The organism is Tessaracoccus sp. MC1679 (genome assembly GCF_014164775.1).
In the GTDB taxonomy this organism is placed as follows: Bacteria; Actinomycetota; Actinomycetes; order Propionibacteriales; family Propionibacteriaceae; genus Arachnia.
On sequence record NZ_JACJGB010000002.1, the window covers coordinates 268,328 to 290,416 of the forward strand.

The 22,089-nt window shown below is 69.4% G+C and carries 19 protein-coding genes and 1 tRNA gene; 11 read left to right on the forward strand and 9 right to left on the reverse strand.

Going from position 1 to position 22,089, the window contains the following annotated elements:
- Positions 1 to 142 precede the first annotated feature (142 nt).
- The 7 genes from H5398_RS04430 (at position 143) to H5398_RS04460 (ending at position 9,894) form a co-directional block, all read left to right on the forward strand.
- On the forward strand, positions 143 to 2,539 hold the full coding sequence (locus tag H5398_RS04430; protein ID WP_255422082.1) for a transglycosylase domain-containing protein: 2,397 nt from the start codon (positions 143 to 145) through the stop codon (positions 2,537 to 2,539).
- Positions 2,536 to 3,444 carry a metallophosphoesterase gene (locus H5398_RS04435; protein ID WP_182782107.1) on the forward strand — a complete coding sequence of 303 codons (909 nt, stop codon included), beginning with the start codon at positions 2,536 to 2,538 and terminating at the stop codon, positions 3,442 to 3,444. Before H5398_RS04430 ends, H5398_RS04435 begins: the two co-directional genes overlap by 4 nt.
- A gap of 42 nt (positions 3,445 to 3,486) precedes the next feature.
- Positions 3,487 to 3,560: transfer RNA gene (locus H5398_RS04440), tRNA-Pro, on the forward strand.
- Between the two features lie 546 nt (positions 3,561 to 4,106).
- Positions 4,107 to 5,297, forward strand: a complete 1,191-nt coding sequence (locus tag H5398_RS04445; RefSeq protein ID WP_182782106.1) for an AI-2E family transporter — start codon at positions 4,107 to 4,109, stop codon at positions 5,295 to 5,297.
- A gap of 99 nt (positions 5,298 to 5,396) precedes the next feature.
- Positions 5,397 to 6,395 carry a serine protease gene (locus H5398_RS04450; RefSeq protein WP_182799150.1) on the forward strand — a complete coding sequence of 333 codons (999 nt, stop codon included), beginning with the start codon at positions 5,397 to 5,399 and terminating at the stop codon, positions 6,393 to 6,395.
- 86 nt (positions 6,396 to 6,481) lie between these two features.
- A complete protein-coding gene (locus tag H5398_RS04455) occupies positions 6,482 to 7,918 on the forward strand; it encodes an NAD-dependent succinate-semialdehyde dehydrogenase (protein WP_182799151.1) in 1,437 nt (478 codons plus the stop codon).
- An 89-nt stretch (positions 7,919 to 8,007) separates the two neighbouring features.
- On the forward strand, positions 8,008 to 9,894 hold the full coding sequence (locus H5398_RS04460) for a phosphoenolpyruvate carboxykinase (GTP) (RefSeq protein WP_182799152.1): 1,887 nt from the start codon (positions 8,008 to 8,010) through the stop codon (positions 9,892 to 9,894).
- A 75-nt stretch (positions 9,895 to 9,969) separates the two neighbouring features.
- On the opposite strand, the gene H5398_RS04465 is transcribed toward H5398_RS04460, so the two are convergent.
- A complete protein-coding gene (locus H5398_RS04465; protein WP_220489122.1) occupies positions 9,970 to 11,247 on the reverse strand; it encodes a thymidine phosphorylase in 1,278 nt (425 codons plus the stop codon).
- A 188-nt stretch (positions 11,248 to 11,435) separates the two neighbouring features.
- Here H5398_RS04465 and H5398_RS04470 point away from each other — a divergent pair, with 188 nt between their 5' ends.
- From H5398_RS04470 to H5398_RS04485, 4 genes are read left to right on the forward strand one after another with little or no spacing between them, the layout of a single operon-like run.
- Positions 11,436 to 12,626: an MFS transporter gene (locus H5398_RS04470; protein ID WP_182782102.1), complete on the forward strand. Its 1,191-nt coding sequence runs from the start codon at positions 11,436 to 11,438 to the stop codon at positions 12,624 to 12,626.
- 19 nt (positions 12,627 to 12,645) lie between these two features.
- Complete coding sequence (locus tag H5398_RS04475; RefSeq protein ID WP_182799153.1) at positions 12,646 to 13,689, forward strand: Gfo/Idh/MocA family protein; 1,044 nt, start codon at positions 12,646 to 12,648, stop codon at positions 13,687 to 13,689.
- Between the two features lie 34 nt (positions 13,690 to 13,723).
- Positions 13,724 to 13,957 (forward strand): DUF2191 domain-containing protein, encoded by a 234-nt coding sequence (locus tag H5398_RS04480; RefSeq protein ID WP_182782100.1) that lies wholly within the window; start codon positions 13,724 to 13,726, stop codon positions 13,955 to 13,957.
- On the forward strand, positions 13,954 to 14,283 hold the full coding sequence (locus H5398_RS04485; RefSeq protein ID WP_182799154.1) for a type II toxin-antitoxin system PemK/MazF family toxin: 330 nt from the start codon (positions 13,954 to 13,956) through the stop codon (positions 14,281 to 14,283). The genes H5398_RS04480 and H5398_RS04485 overlap by 4 nt, the downstream gene beginning before the upstream one ends.
- Before the next feature lie 28 nt (positions 14,284 to 14,311).
- Here the strand turns inward: H5398_RS04485 and ptsP are convergent, their stop codons facing one another.
- From ptsP to H5398_RS04525, 8 genes are all read right to left on the reverse strand, one after another.
- On the reverse strand, positions 14,312 to 15,982 hold the full coding sequence (gene ptsP, locus H5398_RS04490) for a phosphoenolpyruvate--protein phosphotransferase (protein WP_182782099.1): 1,671 nt from the start codon (positions 15,980 to 15,982) through the stop codon (positions 14,312 to 14,314).
- Positions 15,979 to 16,251 (reverse strand): HPr family phosphocarrier protein, encoded by a 273-nt coding sequence (locus tag H5398_RS04495; RefSeq protein WP_182782098.1) that lies wholly within the window; start codon positions 16,249 to 16,251, stop codon positions 15,979 to 15,981. Before H5398_RS04495 ends, ptsP begins: the two co-directional genes overlap by 4 nt.
- On the reverse strand, positions 16,238 to 17,593 hold the full coding sequence (locus H5398_RS04500) for a sn-glycerol-1-phosphate dehydrogenase (protein ID WP_182799155.1): 1,356 nt from the start codon (positions 17,591 to 17,593) through the stop codon (positions 16,238 to 16,240). Before H5398_RS04500 ends, H5398_RS04495 begins: the two co-directional genes overlap by 14 nt.
- Entirely contained in the window at positions 17,590 to 17,946 is a 357-nt protein-coding gene (locus tag H5398_RS04505; RefSeq protein ID WP_182799156.1) for a PTS glucitol/sorbitol transporter subunit IIA, read from the reverse strand. The genes H5398_RS04500 and H5398_RS04505 overlap by 4 nt, the downstream gene beginning before the upstream one ends.
- Before the next feature lie 18 nt (positions 17,947 to 17,964).
- A complete protein-coding gene (locus H5398_RS04510; protein ID WP_182799157.1) occupies positions 17,965 to 19,017 on the reverse strand; it encodes a PTS glucitol/sorbitol transporter subunit IIB in 1,053 nt (350 codons plus the stop codon).
- Positions 19,010 to 19,573: a PTS glucitol/sorbitol transporter subunit IIC gene (locus H5398_RS04515; RefSeq protein ID WP_182799158.1), complete on the reverse strand. Its 564-nt coding sequence runs from the start codon at positions 19,571 to 19,573 to the stop codon at positions 19,010 to 19,012. Before H5398_RS04515 ends, H5398_RS04510 begins: the two co-directional genes overlap by 8 nt.
- A gap of 112 nt (positions 19,574 to 19,685) precedes the next feature.
- A complete protein-coding gene (locus H5398_RS04520) occupies positions 19,686 to 20,150 on the reverse strand; it encodes a transcriptional regulator GutM (RefSeq protein WP_182799159.1) in 465 nt (154 codons plus the stop codon).
- Positions 20,150 to 22,045: an HTH domain-containing protein gene (locus H5398_RS04525; RefSeq protein ID WP_182799160.1), complete on the reverse strand. Its 1,896-nt coding sequence runs from the start codon at positions 22,043 to 22,045 to the stop codon at positions 20,150 to 20,152. Before H5398_RS04525 ends, H5398_RS04520 begins: the two co-directional genes overlap by 1 nt.
- Positions 22,046 to 22,089 lie beyond the last annotated feature (44 nt).

A 22,089-nucleotide genomic window follows, 5' to 3' on the forward strand; every position in this document is an offset into this window, starting at 1 on the left:
TGCCCTCCCTTGCGCAGTCACTGTCAGATGACATGCACGCTAGCGCATCAGCGGTACTCCGCAACAGGGGTATCCGGCCAGCAAAAACGCAAGCCAAGCCGCGGACCATGGCCTCCTGGGACCCGTCACGTAAACTGGGGCAATGAAGTCTGCCTCCCTCAGCCAGAAGGCGTACTCCGTCCTCATGTTTCTCGCGGTGAGCGTGCTCGCCGGCCTCCTCCTGTCGGGCCTCGCGGTGCCCTTCGCCGCGCTCGCGGGCGGAAGCGCCAAGCTGGCCGCCGAGTCGCTGGAGTACCTCCCCGCGGACCTCGAGACGCCTCCCCAGTCCGAGCGCTCCCGGATCCTGATGGCCGATGGGCAGGTGCTGGCCACGTTCTTCAACGAGAACCGCATCTACGTGCCGCTCTCCGAGATCGCCCCGGCCATGCAGGACGCTCAGATCGCGATTGAGGACCACCGCTTCTACGAGCACGGCGCCATCGACTTCCAGGGCTTCGGCCGCGCGTTCGTCAAGACGATGACGGGAGACACGCAGGGCGCCTCGACGCTGACGCAGCAGTACGTCAAGCTCGTGCGGGTTGAATCGGCCGTGGCCGCAGGCGACAAGGATGCCGCACGCAAGGCCACCGAGGTGACCATCGACCGGAAGATCATCGAGGCCCGCTACGCGATGGCCTTGGAGGAGCGGCTCACCAAGGACGAGATCCTGGAGCGCTACCTCAACATCGCCTACTACGGCGAGGGCGCCTACGGCGTCGAAGCGGCCGCCCAGCACTACTGGGGCACCACCGCCAAGGATCTGACACTGGAGCAGGCGGCGATGCTGGCCGGGCTCGTGCAGAACCCGGTGGCGCTGAACCCGGTGAAGAACCCGGTGAAGGCCATCGAGCGCCGTAACTTCGTGCTCAGCCGGATGGCCGAGCTGGGCATCATCAGCGAGGAGCGCGCCACCGAGGCCAAGGCCGTCGCGTTCGATCCCGCCACCGTCAGGCGCACCCCCAACGGCTGCACCGCCTCGCCCTACCCCTTCCTGTGCGACTACGTGCGGCGAACCCTGCTCAGCGATCAGATGCCCTCCATGGGCGAGACCACCGAGGAGCGCGAGAACCTGCTCAACCGGGGCGGGCTCACCATCCAGACCCTGATCAACCCCACCGCCCAGGCCGCTGCCGAGGCCGCCGTCGCAGACCTGATCGCCCCCACTGATCCGGTGCTGGCCGGTGCGGCGCTGATCCAGCCGAGCACCGGGCTCATCGTGGCCATGGCGCAGTCGCGGCCGGACATGGGCACCGACGCGGGCGAGACCTACTACAACTACAACGTCGAAGAGTCGATGGGCGGTGCGGAGGGCTACCAGGCCGGGTCCACCTTCAAGACGTTCACGATCGCCGCGGCACTGGATCTAGGCATGACGCCGCAGCGCCAGTACAACGCCCCCGAGGCGCTGCCGCTTGAGGGCATGACGTTCAAGAACTGCACCGGGCCCTTCGTGTTCAAGCAGGACCACACCGTCCGCAACTACAACCGCGGCTACGGGCTGATCAACATGATCCGGGGCGCCGAGGACTCGGTGAACACGTACTTCATGCAGTTGGAGGCGGACGCCGGCATCTGCGCCTCGATCGACATGGCCAAGGCCGCCGGCGTCAAGATGTCCACAGGGCAGGACCTGCGCGTCAACCAGAACTACCCCACCTTCGTGCTGGGCACCTCAGAGGTCACGCCGCTGTCCATGGCCGAGGCCTACGCAACCTTCGCCAACCGCGGCATCCACTGCACCCCGATCATCCTGGAGACGGTCACCACCAAGGACGGCAGCTCCCTGGCTGTTCCGCCGGCCGACTGCAAGCAGGTGATCCGGCCCGAGATCGCCGACGGCGTCAACTTCATCCTCAAGAGCGTCATCGACAACGGCACCGGGCGTCCTGCCCGCCTGAGCGACGGCCGCCCCCAGGCCGGCAAGACCGGCACGATCAGCGAGAACCAGGCCGTCTGGTTCGCGGGCTACACCCCGGAGATGGCCGGGGCCGCCTGGATCGCCATCGACAAGACCAACCCCTGGTACGAATCCAAGCGGAAGACGCTCAAGAACGTGAGGCTCCCCAGCGGCACGTATCTGCGCGGCTCCGGCGGTGGGGACGCCGGCCTGATCTGGAAGGCCGCCATGGCCTCCGCGCTGGCGGACAAGCCTAAGACTGCCTTCAACGCCCCCACCACGGAGGTGCTGGAGGGCGTCAAGGTGCCGCTTCCCGACGTGTCAGGTATGGGCTACAACGAGGCCAAGCGCACCCTCGAGGCCGCCGGCTTCCAGACCCAGCGATGGAGCGTCTACAGCAACCGCTCGGCGGGCACCTTCCTGGGCATCTCGCCGACGGGCTCGGCCGTCAAGTTCTCGACGGTGTCGCTGAAGGTCTCTCAGGGCCCGAAGCCCGCCCCCAGGCCTGAGCCTGTTGCGCCCGCGCCCGCTGCTCCCGCCGAGCCGGCTCCTCCCGCCGAGGAGGCGCCCGGCAACGCCGAGCCGGGCAACCCCAACGAATGACGCGGCCGGTTCTCCGCGCCGTCGGCGCCACTGCAGCCGTCGGCGCGGCCTGCTTCGGCTGGGGGCTGATAGAGGCGGCGCAGTTCACTGTCCGGCGGGTGGAGCTGCCGATTCTCCCTGCCGGCGGGCGGTCGATCCGGATTCTCCACATGTCCGACATCCACCTCACCACCAGCCAGCACTTCAAGCTGGACTTCATCCGCTCGATGGCGGCCTTGGAGCCCGATCTGGTGATCAATACGGGTGACAACATCGCGCAGGCCGAGGCCGTCTTCCCGCTGCTGGCGGCGTGGAACAAGCTGCGGTTCGTGCCCGGGGTGTTCGTGTTCGGCTCCAACGACTACTTCAAGCCGCACTTCCGCAATCCGCTGCTGTACCTCGCGCACGGCAAGTCGGAGGCGAAGGGACCTTCGGCCCCCGACCTTCCCTGGGAGAAGCTCCGCGACGGCATGTCCAAGCACGGCTGGGTAGACCTGACCCACCGTCGGGCTGCTCTGGAGGTCAACGGGTACCGCTTGGCGTTCCGCGGAGTCGACGACGCGCACCTGGGCCGCGACCGCTACGCGATGGTGGAGGGCCCGGCCGATGCCTCCGCGGACCTCAACATCGGCGTGACCCACGCCCCCTATCTGCGGCTGCTGGATGCCATGACCGCGGATGGGATGGACCTGATCTTCGCCGGCCACACCCATGGCGGGCAGGTCTGCGTCCCTGGCTACGGCGCACTCATCACCAACTGCGATCTGGACCCCGCCCGGGTCAAGGGCCTCTCCACACACACCGCTGGCGGACACACCGCCCACCTGCACGTCTCGGCGGGCGTGGGCACCTCCCCCTTCGCCCCGTACCGGTTCGCCTGCCGTCCCGAGGTCACGCTGCTGACCCTTCGTCCGGTTTCGCGCTGACGGGGCCGATGGGCTAGTATCTCGGTTGGTCCTTGGGCCAATCGGGGTGTGGCGCAGCTTGGTAGCGCGCGTCGTTCGGGACGACGAGGCCGCAGGTTCAAATCCTGTCACCCCGACGCAGGTCGAGAGAAATGGGCTAGCGCCCATACCTCTCGACTTTATTGCTTTTCAGGGACTCGGCGCTTGTCCATTTCCGAGGCCAAGGAAGGGGTTGGAGGGACGTAGTCCCGGAACACCCCGACGAAGTCCGAGAGAAGTGAGCAAGCTCCCTTCCTCGGACCCGTTGCGTTTCTGGGACTCGGAGCTTGTTCACTTCCGAGGACGAGGAAGGGGTTGGAGGGACGTAGTCCCGGAACACCCCGACGCAGGTCGAGAGAAATGGGCTAGCGCCCATACCTCTCGACTTTATTGCTTTTCAGGGACTCGGCGCTTGTCCATTTCCGAGGCCGAGGCAGGGGTTGGAGGGACGTAGTCCCGGAACACCCCGACGAAGGTCGAGAGAAATGGGCAGGCGCCCGTACCTCTCGACTTTTTGCTTTCCAGGGACTCGGCGCTTGTCCATTTCCGAGGCCGAGGAAGGGGTTGGAGGGACGTAGTCCCGGAACACCAACCCGACGCGCCGCGTGTCGCGCGGGACCCGGGCGGGACCGTACGCTGCTCGCATGTCCGAGACGGAACCCAGTGTCCCCGCCACGCCACCCGCTACACCACCTGCCGCCACAGCTGTATCCGAGCTGGAGCCGACGCCGCCGGTAGCGAGGCGAGACACGCGTCGCCGGTCCCGGTTCGCCGTCGACCTGGGCCACCCCTTCATGTGGGGCTTCACCGCGACCGCGGGCGCCCTCGTGGCGATCTCGCTGGGAGGGTCGTTGTCCGCCCTGTCGACGGTGCTCGTCTCCATCGGAGCGGCGCTGTTCATCGCCATGGCGCTGGAACCCGTCGTGCTGTGGCTGGGCAACCATCGAATGTCGCGTGGGCTGGCCATCGCCGTCGTGTTCGCCGGATTCGCACTCATCCTCGGCGGGGTGATCGCCCTCATCGCGCCGGCAGCGGTGGGGCAGGTGACGCAGCTGGCGGCAGCGGTGCCCGGGTACCTTTCCAACGTCCAGAACACCGACTGGTTCAAGGCGCTGACCGCCGCGACCGGGCAGAGCGACCTCTACGAGGCGCTGTTCGCCCGGGCGCAGGCCTGGCTGTCGAACCCGGAGAACCTCCTCGCGATCGGTGGAGGCGCGCTGGCCGTGAGCACGGGGTTGGTGGACTTCGTCTCCACGAGCCTGATCGTGCTGGTCCTCACCCTCTATTTCCTGGCCTCGCTTGACCCCATGAAGAGGGCCCTCCAGCAGCTCGCACCGGCGCACGCCCGCCCCCGGTTGGGCACGATGACCGACCGGATCGTCGAATCGGTGGGCGGTTACGTGTCAGGCATGGCCATCCTGGCCGCCGCCAACGCCGCCTTCACCTTCGTCCTCATGACCATCCTCGGCGCCCCCTTCGCGGCCCTGCTGTCCTTCCTGGCCCTGTTCATCACCTTCATTCCGATGATCGGCCCGGTCCTGTCCTGGATCCTGATCACCACCGTCACGCTCTTCGCCTCCCCCGTGACGGCGCTGATCTTCGCCGTCGTGATGTTCGCCTACATGCAGATCGAGGCCTACGTGCTCACCCCGCGCGTGATGACCAAGGCCGTCGATATTCCGGGATCGCTGGTGCTGATCGGCGCCATGGTGGGCGCCACCCTGCTCGGACTGCTCGGCGCCCTGGTTGCGGTGCCCGTCACGGCGTCGCTGCTGATGATCATCAAGGAGATCTACATCCCGCGACAGGACGCGAAGGTCCGCCCCGAATCCTGATCCAATGCCCTCGCGTGGACCGGGCGCGGGCATGCGATCGGTCGCATCGTCGGCCGGGGTGAACCTGTCGACGCACTCAGGACACAAGGAGCGAGCACGATGATCGCGAAAATCCTCCGACCGGTCGCGCTGATGGCGAGCCTGCTGCTCGCCTTCGGTCTGATCCCCGCCGCGCAGGCCTCGGCCGACAGTGGCGCCCGCGCTGAGCATCAGCGCATCGTCGACTTCTGGACCAAGGACAAGGTTGCCCAGGCCAAGCCCCGCGACTTCGTGCGCGATCCGGCCACCGGCACCTTCTCGGAGGCTGCGCTGGCCGCCACCGCCACGCTCGGCGAACCCTGGCCTGGTGGTGGTCTCGTCCAGAAGACCACCGGCAAGGTGCTGTTCGCGATGGGCAGGTCCTACTACGTGTGCTCCGCTTCCGTGATCGAGGACGGCGACAGCACCAGGTCGATCATCGTGACCGCGGCCCACTGCGTCTTCGACAACCAGAAGTCCAAGTTCGCGACGAACTGGGTGTTCATCCCGGACTACGACTCGAACGCCGTCGCGCTCACCACCAGCGGGTCGTTCTGCGCCGAGACCACCTACGGCTGCTGGACGGCCACGGCCCTCGTGGCTCACGAGGGCTTCACCTCGCAGCGCAAGTTCAACACCCAGGCCACCCTGCACGACTTCGCGTTCGCCGTCGTCGGCCTCGGCGGCAACGGAAAGACCTTGGCGCAACTGGACAAGACCGTCGGGGCCCAGGAGATCGCCTTCGACGAGGTTTCCGTTGGCGCGGATACGTTCCTGTTCGGCTACCCCGCCGGAACACCCTACGCCGGCAAGGAGCTCATCTACTCGCAGGGCCCGTTGGACACCGATCCGCTCAACAACGATCGGACCTACCGGGTGGTCAGTGACATGACCGGCGGCTCCTCCGGCGGCCCCTGGTACGCCCCCTTCAACGAGGGCCGAGGCAGTGGAATCACGATGTCGGTGAACTCCTACGGCTACTCGGGGATCGAGGCGATGCACGGGCCGATGTTCAACGACAAGACCGCAGCCCTGTTCAGCGCCGCCACCACCGCGACGAGGAACACGATCGTCAGCTGAGCCGCATCGGCCGCCTGGTACCCCCGCTCACCCGTGGCCCGTCACCCCGCTCTAAGCTGGGTGACGGGCTACGGAGGGACTCGGAGATGACCTGGACAGCGCTACGCACCACCCACTACATCAACGGCCGGTTCACCGACGACGAGGCCACGCTGAGCGTCGAGAACCCCGCCACCGGCGAGGAGCTCACCAAGGTGGCCGACGCGGATGCCGCGACCGCGATGGCATGCCTGGACGCCGCCGCCGACGCCGCCGCCGGGTGGGCGGCCACCGAGCCCCGGTTCCGGGGCGAGCTGCTGCGGGCCGCCTGGGCACGGATCATTGAGCGGGCAGACGAGTTCGCCGAGACGATGACCCGGGAGATGGGCAAGCCTCTGGCTGAGGCGCGCGGCGAGGTGACCTACGGGGCCGAGTTCCTCCGGTGGTTCGCCGAGGAGACCCCGCGCATCCACGGGCGCTACACCGTCGCCCCCGTCGGCGGGCAGCGCCTGCTGACCACCAAGCAGCCGGTGGGCCCGGTCCTGGCGATCACGCCCTGGAACTTCCCGCTGGCGATGGCCACCCGCAAGCTCGGGCCGGCGCTGGCGGCCGGCTGCACCGCGGTGCTGAAGCCCGCCCAGTTGACACCCCTGACGTCGCTGCTGCTCATGGACGTGTTCGATGAGGTGGGAGTGCCGGCCGGGGTGGTGAACTGCTTCGTGTCGTCGTCGGCCTCGGCCACCACCGGCCCCATGATCGCCGACCGACGGCTGCGGAAGCTGACCTTCACCGGGTCCACCAGCGTGGGCGTAAAGCTGCTGGAGCAGGCGTCGGCGAACGTCCTGAAGACGTCCATGGAGCTCGGAGGCAACGCGCCGTTCCTGGTGCTGCCGAGCGCGGACGTGGACCGCGCCGTCGAGGGTGCGCTGGTGGCGAAGATGCGCAACATCGGCCAGGCCTGCACGGCGGCCAACCGGATGATCGTGCACCGCGGCCTGGTGGAGGAGTTCACGGTCAAGCTCGCCGCCCGGGTGGGCGCCATGCGCGTGGGTGACGGATTGGCCGACGGGGTCGAGGTGGGGCCGCTGGTCTCCGCGTCTGCGTTGGACGACGTGGAGGCGATGGTCCGGGAGGCCGTCGAGGACGGCGCCCGGGTGGTCGTGGGCGGGGCGCGCGTCGACGGGCCGGGCCACTTCATGCAGCCGACGGTGCTGGCCGACGTGGCCCCCTCGTCGCGGTGCTTCCGGGAGGAGATCTTCGGCCCGGTGGCGCCGATCGTCGCGGTGGACTCCGTCGACGAGGCGGTTGCCCTGGCCAACGACACCGACTTCGGCCTGATGAGCTACGTCTTCGCCGAGGACCTCACGGAGGCGATCACGACGGCCGAGCGCCTCGAGTCCGGCATGGTGGGGCTGAACTCCGGCCTCGTCTCGAACCCGGCGGCCCCCTTCGGCGGCGTCAAGAGCTCGGGACTGGGGCGCGAAGGCGGCCCTGAAGGCATCGAGGAGTTCCTGGAGATCAAGTACATCGGGATGGCCCTCTGACAGCACGTCCGCACGGTCCCAGGGCTACGGTTGGGGTGGAAGCGCTCAACGACGAGCGCTTCCGACGCAGTGCCGCAACGAGGAGACCCATGTCAACCGCCACCGAAACCCGCCAGAGGACCCGGACCGATCTTCCCGCCACCGGCGTGGCACCCACCCACCCCAAGCTCCTGGCCTGGCTCGACCAGGTCGTTCGGCTCTGCAAGCCGGAGGCGATCCACTACTGCGACGGCTCGGACGCCGAGTACGACGCGCTGGTGGGTCAACTGGAGGCCAAGGGCACCGTCGTCCGGCTCAACGAGACGCTGAAGCCCAACTCCGTCCTGGCGCGCACGGACCCCGACGACGTCGCCCGCGTGGAAGATCAGACGTTCATCTGCTCGAAGGACGAGCGCAACGCCGGACCCACCAACAACTGGATGGACCCGGACCAGATGAAGCGGATCATGACGCCGCTGTTCGACGGCTGCATGGCCGGGCGCATCATGTACGTGATGCCGTTCTGCATGGGCTCCATGGACGCCGAGGACCCGAAGTACGGCGTGGAGATCTCAGATTCGGCCTACGTGGCCATCTCGATGAAGATCATGACGCGGATGGGCGCCGAGACGCTCGCCCGCATGGAGGAGACGAACGCGGACTTCGTGCCCGCCCTGCACTCCGTCGGAATGCCGCTGGTTGACGGGCAGGAGGACGTGCCGTGGCCGTGCAACGAGATCAAGTACATCGTCCACTTCACCGACGAACGCCTCATCTGGTCCTACGGCTCCGGCTACGGCGGCAACTCCCTTCTGGGCAAGAAGTGCTACGCGCTGCGCATCGCCTCCGCCATGGCGCGCGACGAGGGCTGGCTCGCCGAGCACATGCTGATCCTCAAGCTGATCTCGCCGGAGGGCCGGGCCTACCACATCGCGGCGGCCTTCCCGTCGGCGTGCGGGAAGACCAACCTCGCGATGCTGGACCCCACCATCCCCGGCTGGACCGTCGAGACCCTCGGCGACGACATCGCGTGGCTGCGCTTCGGGGCAGACGGCCGCCTCTACGCCACCAACCCCGAGACGGGCTTCTTCGGGGTGGCGCCGGGCACCAGCCATGACACCAACCCCAACGCGATGCTCTCCCTGGAGGGCGGCAACACCATCTTCACCAACGTGGCGCTGACGCCCGAGGGCGACGTGTGGTGGGAGGGCATGACAAAGGAGCCGCCCGCGGTGTTGACGGACTGGAAGGGCCGCGAGTGGCGCGCGGGCACGGGCCCCGTCGGCGGGCGACCCAACGAGAAGGCGGCCCATCCCAACAGCCGTTTCTGCACACCGATCGACCAGTGCCCGATCCTGTCGGAGGACTACCACTCCCCCCAGGGGGTGCCGCTCGACGCCATCGTCTTCGGCGGCCGACGCGAGAACACCATCCCGCTGGTGATGCAGTCACGGTCCTGGCAGCACGGCGTCTTCATGGGAGCCACCTGCTCCTCGGAGACCACCGCCGCCTCCTCGGGCGCGGTGGGGGTGCTGCGCCGCGATCCGATGGCGATGCTGCCCTTCATCGGCTATCACGTCGCCGACTACGTGCAGCACTGGATCAGCATCGGACGCCACGCAGACGAGGCCTTGCTGCCCAAGGTCTTCTACGTCAACTGGTTCCGCCGCGACACCGACGGCCGGTTCATGTGGCCGGGCTTCGGCGAGAACTCCCGGGTGCTGAAGTGGATCGCGCAGCGCGTCGACGGCCTGACCGAGGCGGTGGAGACCCCCATCGGCTTCCTCCCCGCGGACGGCAGCCTCGACGTCGATGGCCTGGCGATCGACGAGAACGACCTGCGCGAGGTGGTGTCCTACAAGGAGAGCGAGTGGCGCGACGAGGTGCCGCGCATCGGACGCTGGTTCGACACCTTCGGTTGGCGCCTGCCGCGCGAGCTCGTCGACGAGCTGCGGACGTTGGAGACGGCCTTCGGGAGGACGCCGACGGAGGTCTGACCTGGCTCAAACGGTGAGAATCCGGGGAGATGGCCCGCTATGGGCGCCATGTCCCCGGATTCTCACTGTCTGGGATCAGTCCAGCCGCCCGAGGATGAGGCCCGGCAGCTCGGGCGCGGCTTCCGCATAGCCGACGGCGCCGTCGAGGGCCTCGAGCGCCCGGCCGAAGCGCTCCGGGGTGGCGGTGTGCAGCGTGAACAGCGGCTGACCTGGGGCGACGGCGTCTCCGGGCTTGGCGTGCATCTCGATGCCGGCCACGGCCTGGACGTCGTCCTCCTTCCGTGCGCGACCCGCGCCGAGGCGCCACGCAGCGACGCCGACAGCATAGGCGTCCATCCTGGTGAGGTAGCCGCCGCGCCCGGCGGTCACCGTGTGCTGGTGTTCGGCCACGGGCAGCGGGGCGTCGGGGTCGCCTCCCTGGGCTGCGATCATGCGGCGCCACACGTCCATCGCCCTGCCGTCGCGCAGCGCGGGCGCCGGGTCGATGTCGGTTCTGCCCGCGGCCGCGAGCATCTCGCGGGCCAGGGCGAGCGTCAGCTCGACGACGTCCGCGGGCCCGCCGCCGGCCAGGACCTCGACCGATTCGCGCACCTCGAGCGCGTTGCCCGCGGTGAGTCCCAATGGCGTGTCCATGCCGGTGAGCAGTGCGACGGTGTTGACTCCGGCGTCCTTGCCGAGGTCCACCATGGTGCGGGCCAACTCCTGGGCCTGGTCCAACGACTTCATGAACGCGCCGGAGCCCACCTTCACGTCAAGCACCAGCGCGCCGGTGCCCTCGGCGATCTTCTTGCTCATGATGGAGCTGGCGATCAGCGGGATGGCCTCGACGGTGCCCGTGGTGTCGCGGAGGGCGTAGAGCTTCTTGTCCGCAGGCGCCAGGCCGGAGCCGGCCGCGCAGATCACCGCGCCCACGCTCTCCAGCTGGGCGAAGATCTCGTCGTTGGTCAGCTGGGCGCGCCACCCGGGGATGGCCTCGAGCTTGTCCAGCGTGCCGCCGGTGTGGCCCAGCCCGCGACCCGAGAGCTGCGGGACCGCCACGTCGAACACCGCGACCAACGGCGCGAGCGGGAGCGTGATCTTGTCCCCGACCCCGCCGGTGGAGTGCTTGTCCGCGGTGGGGCGGCTGAGGCTGGAGAAGTCCATCCGCTCGCCGGAGGCGATCATCGCGGCGGTCCAGCGGGCGATCTCGTCGCGGTCCATGCCGCGGATGAGGATGGCCATCGCCAGCGCCGACATCTGGTAGTCCGCGACGGCGCCCGTGGTGTAGGCGTCGATCACCCAGTCGATCTCGTCCGGGGTGAGCGTGCCGCCGTCGCGCTTGGTGCGGATGAGGTCAACGACGTCCATGATCATGGGCTCAGGCTATCGACGCCGTGCACGACACGCCGTCGGGACCGCCCCTCGTGGCCGGCAGCTACCCTGGGTCGGGCCCCGACCGGACTTTGGTGCACGGGCCGGGGATCTGGCAGGATCGAAGCGCTCCCACCCCTCCCCCGCGCGTCCAGCGCGAGACGGGTCCCTCCTGTTCCCCGGAAGTCACCATGTCCAAGGAAGTCCTGCGCGCCCGTTGGGGCGTCATCCTGCTGTTCTGGCTCAACGGGGTGGCGTGGTCCTCAATCCTGCCGAGGTACCCGGAGATCAAAGTGGCGCTGGAGGCGTCGAACACGGCGTTCGGTGTCGCCGTCGGCCTGGGGCCCGTGGGCGGCCTGATCGCGGGGCTGTTCACCGCCCGGCTGGTCCGCCGATTCTCGTCGGCCTCAGTGGCCGGGGTGACGCTGATCGCCGGCATCGCCATGCTCAACGCAGTGGCCAACGCGCCGACACTGCTGCTGTTCTCCGTAGCGCTCGCCACCATGGCGGCGATGGACGCCATCACCGACATCTCGATGAATGGGCACGGTCTGCGTGTGCAGAAGTTGTACGGCCGCACCATCCTCAACTCGTTCCACGGCTGGTGGTCGATCGGCGCCGTGTGCGGCGGCATCCTGGGCTCCATCGCAGCCCAGATCGGGATGGCGTTGTGGCTGCAGGCCCTCATCGCGACGGTGGTCTTCGGCGCGATGGCGGTCTTCGCCCGCACGCTGCTGCTGCCCGGCAAGGATCAGGCCCCCGTCGACGAGGAGGCCGCCGCCGAGGTGCGTCCCCAGCGCCGCCTCCCGGCGAGCCTGTGGGTGCGCCTCATCGCGCTCGGCCTGCTGGGGGCATCCGTGGGGCTGGTGGAGGAGAGCGCAGCGTCGTGGGGCGCCATCTACATGGACGGCATGTTCTCGGTGATCCCCTTCGTGGCCGGCCTCGCCTTCGTGGCGCTGCAGGGCGCGCAGATGATCGGCCGGTTCACGGGCGACGCACTGGTCAACCGCATCGGCGCCCGCCCGGCCGTGACCCTCGGGGTGAGCATCGCCGCCGTCGGCATGGGTGTCGCGGTGGCGTTCCCGCACCCGGTCACCACCATCCTGGGCTTCGCCTGCGCGGGCTGGGGCATCGCCACCGCGATCCCCTCGGCGATGCACGCCGCCGACGAGCTCCCGGGCATGGCGCACGGCTCCGGGCTCACCTTCGTCACCTGGCTGATGCGGCTCGGCTTTTTCGCCGGCCCACCGTTGATCGGCATCGTCGGCGACACCGTCAGCCTCCGCTGGGCCCTGATCGTGGTGCCCATCGCCGCGCTGCTGGCGCTGCTGCTCACCCCGGCCCTCACCCCGCCCCGGGACGCGCGCCCCACCGTCCTCTGAAGGTGGTTGACTGGGGCGCATGACCTTCACGCTGCCCTCCCCCCGCACACCAGATCCGATGGACGCGCCGCCGATGCGGTGGGGCGTGCTCGGCACCGGCTGGATCGCCGAGCGTTTCGTCGAGGCGCTGCACGCCCACACCCGGCAGCGGGTGGTGGTGGTGGGCTCCCGCACCGCCGGGAAGGGCGCGGATTTCGCCTCCAGGCACGGCATCGAGCGGAGCCTGGTGGGCTACGAGGCGGTGGTGGCCGACGGGCAGGTGGACATCGTCTACGTGGCCACACCCCACAGCGAGCACCGCGACAACGCACTCCTGGCGATCGCAGCCGGCAAGCACGTGCTCGTCGAGAAGGCCTTCACCCGTAACCTCGCCGAGGCCACCGAGGTGGTCGACGCGGCCCGCGCGGCCGGCGTCGTCGCGATGGAGGCCATGTGGACGCGTTTCCTCCCCCACATGGACGTGGTGCGCCAGGTGCTGGCCGACGGGGTCCTGGGAGAGATCGAGACGGCGTTCGCCGATCACGGGCAGTGGTTCCCACGAGACCCGGACTTCCGCCTCTTCGACCCGAACAAGGCCGGCGGTGCCATGCTGGACCTCGGCGTGTACCCCGTCAGCTTCGCCCACTTCGCCCTGGGCACCCCCGGCGCCGCTCTGGCGACCGGCACCAAGGCCTTCACCGGGGTGGACCGCCAGATCTCCGCGGTGCTGACCGGCTTCGCCGGGCATCCGATGGCCCACGGGATCATCACCACGACGCTCGCGGCGCTGACCCCCACGAGCGCGTTCATCGCCGGCGACGACGCGCGCCTCGAGATCCCCGGCCCCTTCTACGGCCCGCAGGTGGTCACCGTCCGCCGGCGTGACGGCGGGATCGCCGCCTCCGAGGAGCCGGCGATCCATGAGCACGCGGGGCTGAGTTACCAGGCCGCGCACCTCGCCACGGTGATCGCCGAGGGCCGGCCCGAGTCTCACCTGCTGCCGCTGGAGGAGACGCTCGCCGTGATGGCGACCATGGACGAGCTGCGCCGCCAGGTGGGCGTCAGCCTGCCCGGCGAATCGTGAGCGATCTCTCTGCCCTGCGTGGCATGATGGTGGCATGAGTCGCACACGACTGAGCACGACCGTGGACGCCGGCCTTCTCGAGCGCGCCCGCAGGGCATCAGGAAAGCCGGACTCGGCGCTGGTCGACGAGGCCCTCGCTGCGTTGCTGGCCAGCCGTCGCACTGCAGAGGTGGACGCCAGCTATGCCGCCTACGACGCGCACCCGCTCGATGAACCAGACGAGTGGGGGGACCTGGCCTCCTTTCGACGGGCGGTTGCGGCCTCATGACGCAGTTCCCCGCACGCGGGGACGTGTGGTGGTGTGAGATGCCGGAGATCGGGCGCAGGCCGGTCGTCATCCTGTCTCGCGACGCCGTGATCCCACGCCATCGCCGGGCACTCATCGCGCCATGCACCACCACCATCAGGAATCTACCGAGCGAAGTCCTCCTCGAGCCGGGAGACGACCCGGTGCCGCTGCGCTCGGCGGTCAACCTGGACTCTATCGAGAGCGCCTCGCTAGCGATCCTCGTCCAACGTCTAGGTCGCGTCTCCGATGCCCGCATGCGCGAGATTTGCGCCGCCCTTGCCACCGCGGTCGCCTGCTCAGACTGAGCTTCGCCATCGCCGTGGAGCGGATCACCTACCGCAGACCGGCCAGGACGTCGGCCACCTCCGGATCGAGCAGCTCGACGACGGCGGCGCGGGCCGCCTCCGGGCTGGCGCTGGCGAGCACCGCGTCGAGCATCGCCCGGCAGGTGTCCAGGTCGTGGCGGGCCAGCGAGGCCTTCACCGAACCCACCTTGCCGACGGCCATGGACAGCGACGAGATTCCTGCGCCGGCCGCCACCAGGGCGAGCAGCGGGTCTCCGCCCACCTCGCCGCAGATGCCAACCGGCTTGCCGTCGGCGCCGCGGACGGTGGCGACGATGAGGTCCCACAAAGCCGGCTGCCAGCCGCTGAGCAGGTGCGCCAGGGCCCCGTTCATGCGGTCGGCGGCGAACAGGTACTGGGACAGGTCGTTGGTGCCGATGGAGGCGAAGTCGCACGCGTCCAGGACCTGCGCGGACCTGATGGCGGCGGCCGGGACCTCCACCATGGTGCCCGCCGTCGGGAGTCCGGCGTCACGACAGCGGGCCGCGAACCAGCCGGCCTCCTCAGCCGTGGCCACCATCGGAGCCATCACCCAGACCTCGGCGCCGGTGGCCTCCCGCGCCCTCGCGAGGGCGGTCAGCTGGTCCGTGAGCAGGTCGTCGCGCTCGCGCTGCAGGCGGAGCCCGCGGACTCCGAGCGCCGGGTTCTCCTCGGCCCCCAGGTCAGCGAAGGCCAGTGGCTTGTCGGCGCCCGCGTCGAGGGTACGGACCACCACCTTGCGACCGGTGAACGCCTCGAACACGGCCGTATAGGTGGCCGTCTGCTCGTCGACAGTCGGCGCGTCGGAGCGGTCGAGGAACAGGAACTCGGTGCGGAACAGCCCGGAGCCCTCCACGTCGGCCTTCGCCGCGCGCTGCGCATCGTCGGCGGTGCCGATGTTGGCCAGGATCTGCACGCGGTGCCCGTCGCGCGTGGCGCCCGGCCCCTGTGACAAGGCCTGCAGCGCGAGTCGGTGCTCGTTGCGCGCGACGAGAACCTCGGCCATCCCCGCGTCGGGGTTGACGATGACCTCGCCTGTGGCCCCGTCAAGACCCAGCGTGTCCGGGGAGGCCGTCAACACGCCGGCGGCCTGGACGACGGCGGGGATGCCGAGCTGCGCCGCCAGGATCGCGGTGTGGGAGGTGACGCCTCCGGCCTCGGTCACGATGCCGAGCACGCGGGCGGGATCGAGGGTCGCGGTGTCCGCGGGCGCCAGGTCCAGCGCCACGATGATGCTCGGCTCGTCGAACTCCGGCACCCCCGGGGCCGGGCGGCCCAGCAGCCGGGCGGCCGCACGCTGGAAGACGTCGCGGAGGTCGCTCTGCCTCTCGGCCATGTAGGCGTCGAGCCCCGCAAGGAGCTCGCAGTACTGCTCGACGGCCAGGTACAGCGCGTCGACGGGGCCGTGGCCCTCGCCGGTGAACGAGGCCACCGCGAACTGGAGACCCGGGTCGCGGGCCATCATCGCCGTGGCCTCGAGGACCGGCCGGGCGTGGTCGTCGGCGCGTTGGGCACGGGCTTCCATGTCCGCCGCGACCGCCTCGAGCGCCTCCGCGACGGCTGCCTCGGCCGCGGCCGGATCGTCGGTGCGCTCACCCGGGGGCGTGATGAGGACGGTGGAGACGACGACGGCCGGGCCGCTGACCGATCCGGGGCTCACCCCGATGCCGTGGATCCTCATGCCGGCGCGTCGTGGTCGACTTCGAGGAACGCGACGAGACGGTCCAGCGCCGCCTCCGCCCCGTCGCCGTCGGCGGTGAGGGTGACCACCTCGCCGTGCTTGACGCCCATCGTCATCACGCCGAGCATGCTGCGGGCGTCGACGGCGCGGCCGCCCTGCTTGGCGATGGTGACTGGGATACCGAGGGAGGAGACCTCGGTGACGAACAGGTTGGCTGGGCGGGCGTGCAGGCCTACCGCCGAGGCGATGGCGACGTCACGGCTGGGCATGGGTGTTCTCCTTCGGGATCCAGATGTGGTCGAAGACCTCGGCGACGAGATCATCGAAGATGCCGAGCTCCCACGCGACGTCGAGCGCCGTGTAGCGGGAGCGGTAGTACATGGCGCGCGGGAAGGTGGCCCGCACGTCCTCGGGCGTGAGTCCGATGTCCTGCGGGCGCGAGGGCGCCCCTGCCTGGCGGAGCTTGTCGCTCAGCTCGGCGGTGGTGACCAGCTGGGCCCGCAGGCGGTCCGCGACGGCGGGCCACTGGTCGACGAGCGGCTTGAGCCGGTCGTACAGCTCGTCGCCCGAGGCGTACTTGGCCTTGGTCTCGCGGACCGCGTGGTCCGCCAGCGCGCCGTCGAAGGTGGACCGGATGTCGGCCTCGATCTCGTCCCACGGCTGCCGCGCGTCGACGGCGGCGCGCAGGTCGAGATTGGTGAGGTCGCGGGCCAACAGGGCCTCGTAGAAGGCGCACATGGCCAGCGACCCGATGGCCACCTTGTCGCCGTGCGACAGCGGCGGGTCCAGGTCCGCGCCCAGGTGGGCCAGCTCCCACAGGTGGGAGAAGTAGTGCTCGGCGCCGGAGGCCGGGCGGGTGCCGCCGTAGGCCTGCATGGCCAGGCCGGAGAGGCACAGGCCCTCGACCAGGCCCTCGAAGGCGTCGGCGTCGCCGGCGGCCAGGGCGGCCGGCCGCGACAGTGCCGTCGCAACGCCGGACTGCACCATCGCCCAGACGTCCTCGTCGATCGGCTCGATGCCGGTGACGTCGGCGAGGATCCAGTCAGCGCCGCCGGGGATCTTCGCGGCGAGGTCGCCGTACCCGGAGGCGGTGAGGAAGCCGGGGGCCGCGGCCACCACGTCGAGGTCCATGATGACCACGACCGGGGCCTTGCAGTTGCGGGTGACCTTGACGCCGTTCTCGCTCATGGGGGCGCCGGCGCCGGTGTAGCCGTCCATGGAGGCTGCGGTGCCGACGACGGCGTAGTCGCGGCCCATCTCGAACGCGGCCAGCTTGACCAGGTCGTTGAGGGTCCCCGCCCCCAGCGCGATGGGGGTAGCCTCCCCCATCCCGGCCTTGATGGTCTCGCAGTTCTCGTACGAGGCATACAGGGTGGGGGTGCCGGGGAAGATCAGCGGCGCCACCGTGGCGCAGCCGGCCTCCTCCAGCGAGGAGGTGAGCTGCTCCCCGGCGACCGCCCAGGTGTTCTCGTCGGCCACGACGATGTAGGGGCCGGTGCCCAGGTGGGCGGCGAGGTGCGGGCCGGATTCGGCCAGCACCCCGCGCCCCACCGCGGCGCCACGGGTGTCGACGGCCCGCGCGAGGGCGTCGGTGAGCGTCTGGCTGGTCACTCGAACACCAGCTGCGCGCCCTGCACCAGGGCGGGAACCTCGTCGACGCCGGTGAGGTGGACGGCGCCCGGCATGCGGGGCTCGGCCTCCCCGTCGAAGACGAGGGTGACGTGCCCGAGGTTGGCGAGATTCTTCTCAGCAACCTCGCCCAGCGCGGTGATGGTCCAGACCTGGGGGCCGATGCGCACCGTCTGTCCGACGGCCAGCGTCCCCGTGAGCTCGGCCTTCTCGATGATGAAGCAGTAGGAGCGCAACGACTCGGGGGCATCGCCCGCGAAGGTGATGGCCATCTTCTCGGCCAGGAACTCGGGTGCGTCCGGGCCGACTTCGACGACGGTGGTGGTGTACGACATGGTCTGATCCTTTTCTTGTCAGGAGGCCGAGTAGAGGCCGATGCTGGCCAGCCAGGCGACGGCGACGCGGGGGACGCCGTTGATGAAGCGCGAGTACAGCACCGACGGTACGCCGACGGAGATGGTCTCGGGCTCGGCCTCTTCGAGGCCCAGGCCGACGGGGATGAAGTCGGCGGCGTTCTGGGTGTTGATGGCGAAGAGGGCCGGCAGCGCGAGGTGCGGCGGGACGTTGCCCTTGCCGATCTCGACGCCGATGAGGGTGCCGATGAGCTGTCCGATGACGGCGCCGGGGCCGAGCAGCGGGGACAGGAACGGCACGGAGCAGATGAAGCCGAGGACCAGCAGGCCCCAGCCGGAGCCGGCGAGCGGGGTCATCAGTTGCGAGAGCCACGCACCGAGGCCGGAGGCCTGGATGATGCCGATCATCATGGCCACGAAACCCATGAAGGGGATGATGGTGGTGAGCATCGTCTGCACGGCCTCGCGGGCGGCCTGGTAGAACACCGAGATGACGCGTCCGGCGCCGAGGCCGATGATCTCCAGCAGGCTCTTCTTCTGCTTCGCCGCCATCTGCTCGGTGAGCTTCATGTTGCGGCCGTCCTCGCGCTTCGGCGGCGCGGCCACCTTCGGGGCGCCCGAGGCGGAGGCGTCAGCGGCGACGGCTCCGGCCCCCGCCATGGCGGCCACAGCTGCCTCATCTGCAAGCGATACCTGGGAGGAGCCGACGGCGGAGACGTAGATGCCCTCGTTGATGAACTGCGCGAGGGGGCCGGTCTTCCCGGTGGGCACGATGTTGACGGTGGGGATCATCTTCTTCGGGTACAGCCCGCACCGCAGCGAGCCGCCGCAGTCGATGACCACGAGGAAGGTCTCGTCGTCGGGGACGGAGCCGGTGAAGCCGTTGACGGGCTCGGCGCCGCTGAGCTCAGCGATCCGGTCCACGACGTCGGGCTTCATGCCGCCGCCGACGATGTAGACGATCTTGTTCTTCTTCTCGGTGGGGGTGAGGGTGAGGGGGCCGCCGTAGCCGCCCGGGCCCTTGCTGACGGTGATGGTGCGGTACTCAGACATGGAGAGCCTTTACCTGATCGGACAGGACGATGCCCTGTTGCTTGCTGACGTACTTGGTGGTGTAGTCGGTGACCCATCCGCCGACGAAGTTCATGACCATGCCGACCAGGAGGTAGCGGATGGCGAGTTCGCCGGTGCCGAGTCCGAGGGCGGTGATGCCCTGGGCGATGCCGAGCCAGATGAAGAGCTCAGCGGGGTTGATGTGCGGGAACACCCCGTTGCTGGTGTGGCAGAACTGCGCGAAGCTCGCGTAGTAGCTGGGCTTGTAGCGCTCCGGGAGGAAGCGGCCCAGCGTGAAGCCGGCCGGGTTCGTCAGGAAGAACGAGCCGATGAACGGGAGGAAGAGGTAGCGGCTGACCGGGTTGTTGCCGGCCTTGGCCGCGACCTTGTTGATGCGGTCCTCGCCGATGAGGGCGATGAGGGCGTTCATCGCGATGAGGAGCACCAGGACGAGCGGAACGATCCCGGACATCCAGGACAGGAACACATCTGCGCCTGTCTGGAAGAGTCCGATGAACCATTCAGCTCCCGCAACGAGATAGTCGAGAATGTTCATTCTCAACTCCTTTCAGGGGGGTGTGGACGAGGCGGCGGACGCCGCCTCGAGGGCGCGCTGACCCACGGGTGGGCCTGCGGATGAAGAAGTGGTGGGTGGCGAGCGGGCCGGATCAGCCGGCGATGGGCGCGGGGCGCCTCCGTCGGAACTTCGCCGAAATGGCGTCGATCGTGCGGGCGAGAGCGGTGGGGGGCTCAGGTGCCTTCTCGCCGCTCAGGATGATGCGGTAGTTGTCCTTCGCGTTGGCGACGGCCTTGACCACCGACTTCCCGAAGCGTGCGGCCACGGCGGGGTCCACGTCGGAGATGTGCTGACCGGTGAAGTCCTCGAAGGGGCGGAACCGGGCGACCACGCTGACGCCGTGGAGGCGCTGGCCCTCGAGGATGACGCCGTCGTCGTCGAGGCCGAACATCACGATGGCGCCCTGCACGATGCCGCCGCGGAACTTTCCCATGGCCACGCGGCCGCGGCGGCGCATGTCCACGAACAGCGTGGAGAACGCCTTGGCCTGCTTGAACGAGAGGGCGGACTGGGCCACCCACGACAATCCGATGGCGATGATGAAGATCCAGAACATCAGTGGAGCCTTTCCCCGAGGGTGTGGGTGTGCATGGAGTAGTAGAAGTCTTCGAAGCTGGTGGCCCGCGACAGTTCGGTGAGCAGGTCGCGGCGGGCGCCGAGGCGGAGCACCTCGTCGTAGACCTGGACGAGGATCCCGTGGCTCTGGCCGGCGTCGGCGGGGACGCCCAGCAGGATCACGAGGCGGACCCCCTCCTCGCCGGGTTCCCTGGCCACGACGCCGACGGCGAGCATGACGTCGGTCTGCGTCTCGAGGGTGGCGTGGGGGAAGCCGAGCCACGGGTCGAGCTGCATCCTCGCCACCTCCTCACGGGCCCTGATCCGGTCCCCGAAGCCGGGCTCGACGTTGCCGCGGGCCTCCAGGTGGCCGGTCATGAAGTCGACGGCGTCGGCGTAGTCGGTGCCGCTGGGCAGCGCGAAGAAGTGCTGGTCGTCGAGCGAGGCGGCGATCACGGAGCCAGGCCTGCCCGCGGCGGCCACCGGGAGCCTCAGCTTCAGCCGCTCGAGTTGGCGCTCGAGGGCCGAGCTGTCCAGTATCCGGGTGATGTGCAGGACGGGTGCCGTGCAGGCGAGTTCGTCGTCTCCTGTGACGACGACGAGGTCCGCGCCCTCGAACCGGTCGGGCGTGGCGTCGGCCAGTGCCACGATGACGAAGTGCGCCGAGGTGGGCAGCAGCTTGCTCAGCTGGAGGCGGACGAGCTCTGCGGTCACGCGTCCGGTGCTGGCCACGATCACGATGCTCAGCGGCGATGCGCCGGAGCGCTTGCGGCTCTCGAGGAACACCTGGAAGTAGGCGGCCAGGAAGCTGACCTCGGCCTCGTCGACGGGCATGCCCACCTGCTCGGCCACCACCTCGGCGGCCACGGTCGCCATCCGATAGGACACGGGGAACTCGTGGCGGATGTTCGCCACGCCGGCGTCGTCAACCCAGATCCGGTAGCGCATCCGGTTGATCATGTAGGCGAGGTGCCGGCCGAACTCGGACAGGAATCCGCTGTCGGTCAGGTCGATCTCCATCTCGGCCTGCACCGCCGCCAGCACGTCGTTGACGAGGACCGCCGTGTCGCTGACCGCGAACCGCTCCGCGGCCTCATGGTTCTCCGGAGCTCGCATCCCCGCCACAGGGAGGGCGAGGAACACGCGGTCGCCGCCGTCGAGGCGGACGTTGAGGCTTGCGGAGATGCGCTCGGAGAGGGTTGTGGCTAGCTCGTGCGCGGGTGTCGCGGCGAGGCCGGCGTAGCGCTCGGAGAGGTCGTCGATGCGGCGCTCGGTGCGGGCGCGGTCAACAGCCACGATGGCCCAGCGCGACAGCTCCGGCACCACCGAGCTGTCCAGGCGGACCTCGGAGGCGAGCTGATGGACCATGAGCTCGACCCGCGCCGACGCGGAGTCGGCCGGGTAGGCCATCGGGAAGTGCCACCGCAGGACGTGGAGGCGCTGCTGGAGCTCGGGGCCGCTCAGGGTCAGGCCGGCGTTGGGGCGTCCGTCGATGGTGAGCTCGGATTCGGCCACCAGGTCCCGGACCCGGGCGATGTCGCCCACGACGGTGGTGCGGCTGACCGACATGCCGGCAGCCAGGTCGTCGATGCGGACCGGCACCAGCGCGTGGAAGAGCTTGGCCACGATGTAGGACGCCCGGACCACCGGGTCGTTGAACGACGGCTCCCCCGCGACGCTCGCCCGCACCGCCCGGTAGCGGGGCGGGTCGGCGATGAGCAGTCGGTAGCGGCCGTCGGTGAGGGTAATCGATGCGGCGGTGCCCATCAGGTACTGCAGGGTGGCGATCTCGTTGGCGATCGTGCGGCGGCTGACGACGATGCTGTCGGCCAGGTCGTCGGCGGAGACGGATCGCTCGGACTCCAGCTCCGCGAGGATTCGGGCGGCTCTGCTCATGGTGGTCACCTCACTTCGTGGTGTCGGTTGGGACTGGGGGATGG

Coding starts and splice junctions, on each gene's coding strand:
- H5398_RS04430 (WP_255422082.1), top strand. CDS start 143: ATGAAGTCTGCCTCCCTCAGCCAGAAGGCGTACTCCGTCCTCATGTTT.
- H5398_RS04435 (WP_182782107.1), top strand. CDS start 2,536: ATGACGCGGCCGGTTCTCCGCGCCGTCGGCGCCACTGCAGCCGTCGGC.
- H5398_RS04445 (WP_182782106.1), top strand. CDS start 4,107: ATGTCCGAGACGGAACCCAGTGTCCCCGCCACGCCACCCGCTACACCA.
- H5398_RS04450 (WP_182799150.1), top strand. CDS start 5,397: ATGATCGCGAAAATCCTCCGACCGGTCGCGCTGATGGCGAGCCTGCTG.
- H5398_RS04455 (WP_182799151.1), top strand. CDS start 6,482: ATGACCTGGACAGCGCTACGCACCACCCACTACATCAACGGCCGGTTC.
- H5398_RS04460 (WP_182799152.1), top strand. CDS start 8,008: ATGTCAACCGCCACCGAAACCCGCCAGAGGACCCGGACCGATCTTCCC.
- H5398_RS04465 (WP_220489122.1), bottom strand. CDS start 11,247: ATGATCATGGACGTCGTTGACCTCATCCGCACCAAGCGCGACGGCGGC.
- H5398_RS04470 (WP_182782102.1), top strand. CDS start 11,436: ATGTCCAAGGAAGTCCTGCGCGCCCGTTGGGGCGTCATCCTGCTGTTC.
- H5398_RS04475 (WP_182799153.1), top strand. CDS start 12,646: ATGACCTTCACGCTGCCCTCCCCCCGCACACCAGATCCGATGGACGCG.
- H5398_RS04480 (WP_182782100.1), top strand. CDS start 13,724: ATGAGTCGCACACGACTGAGCACGACCGTGGACGCCGGCCTTCTCGAG.
- H5398_RS04485 (WP_182799154.1), top strand. CDS start 13,954: ATGACGCAGTTCCCCGCACGCGGGGACGTGTGGTGGTGTGAGATGCCG.
- ptsP (WP_182782099.1), bottom strand. CDS start 15,982: ATGAGGATCCACGGCATCGGGGTGAGCCCCGGATCGGTCAGCGGCCCG.
- H5398_RS04495 (WP_182782098.1), bottom strand. CDS start 16,251: ATGCCCAGCCGTGACGTCGCCATCGCCTCGGCGGTAGGCCTGCACGCC.
- H5398_RS04505 (WP_182799156.1), bottom strand. CDS start 17,946: ATGTCGTACACCACCACCGTCGTCGAAGTCGGCCCGGACGCACCCGAG.
- H5398_RS04510 (WP_182799157.1), bottom strand. CDS start 19,017: ATGTCTGAGTACCGCACCATCACCGTCAGCAAGGGCCCGGGCGGCTAC.
- H5398_RS04515 (WP_182799158.1), bottom strand. CDS start 19,573: ATGAACATTCTCGACTATCTCGTTGCGGGAGCTGAATGGTTCATCGGA.
- H5398_RS04520 (WP_182799159.1), bottom strand. CDS start 20,150: ATGTTCTGGATCTTCATCATCGCCATCGGATTGTCGTGGGTGGCCCAG.
- H5398_RS04525 (WP_182799160.1), bottom strand. CDS start 22,045: ATGAGCAGAGCCGCCCGAATCCTCGCGGAGCTGGAGTCCGAGCGATCC.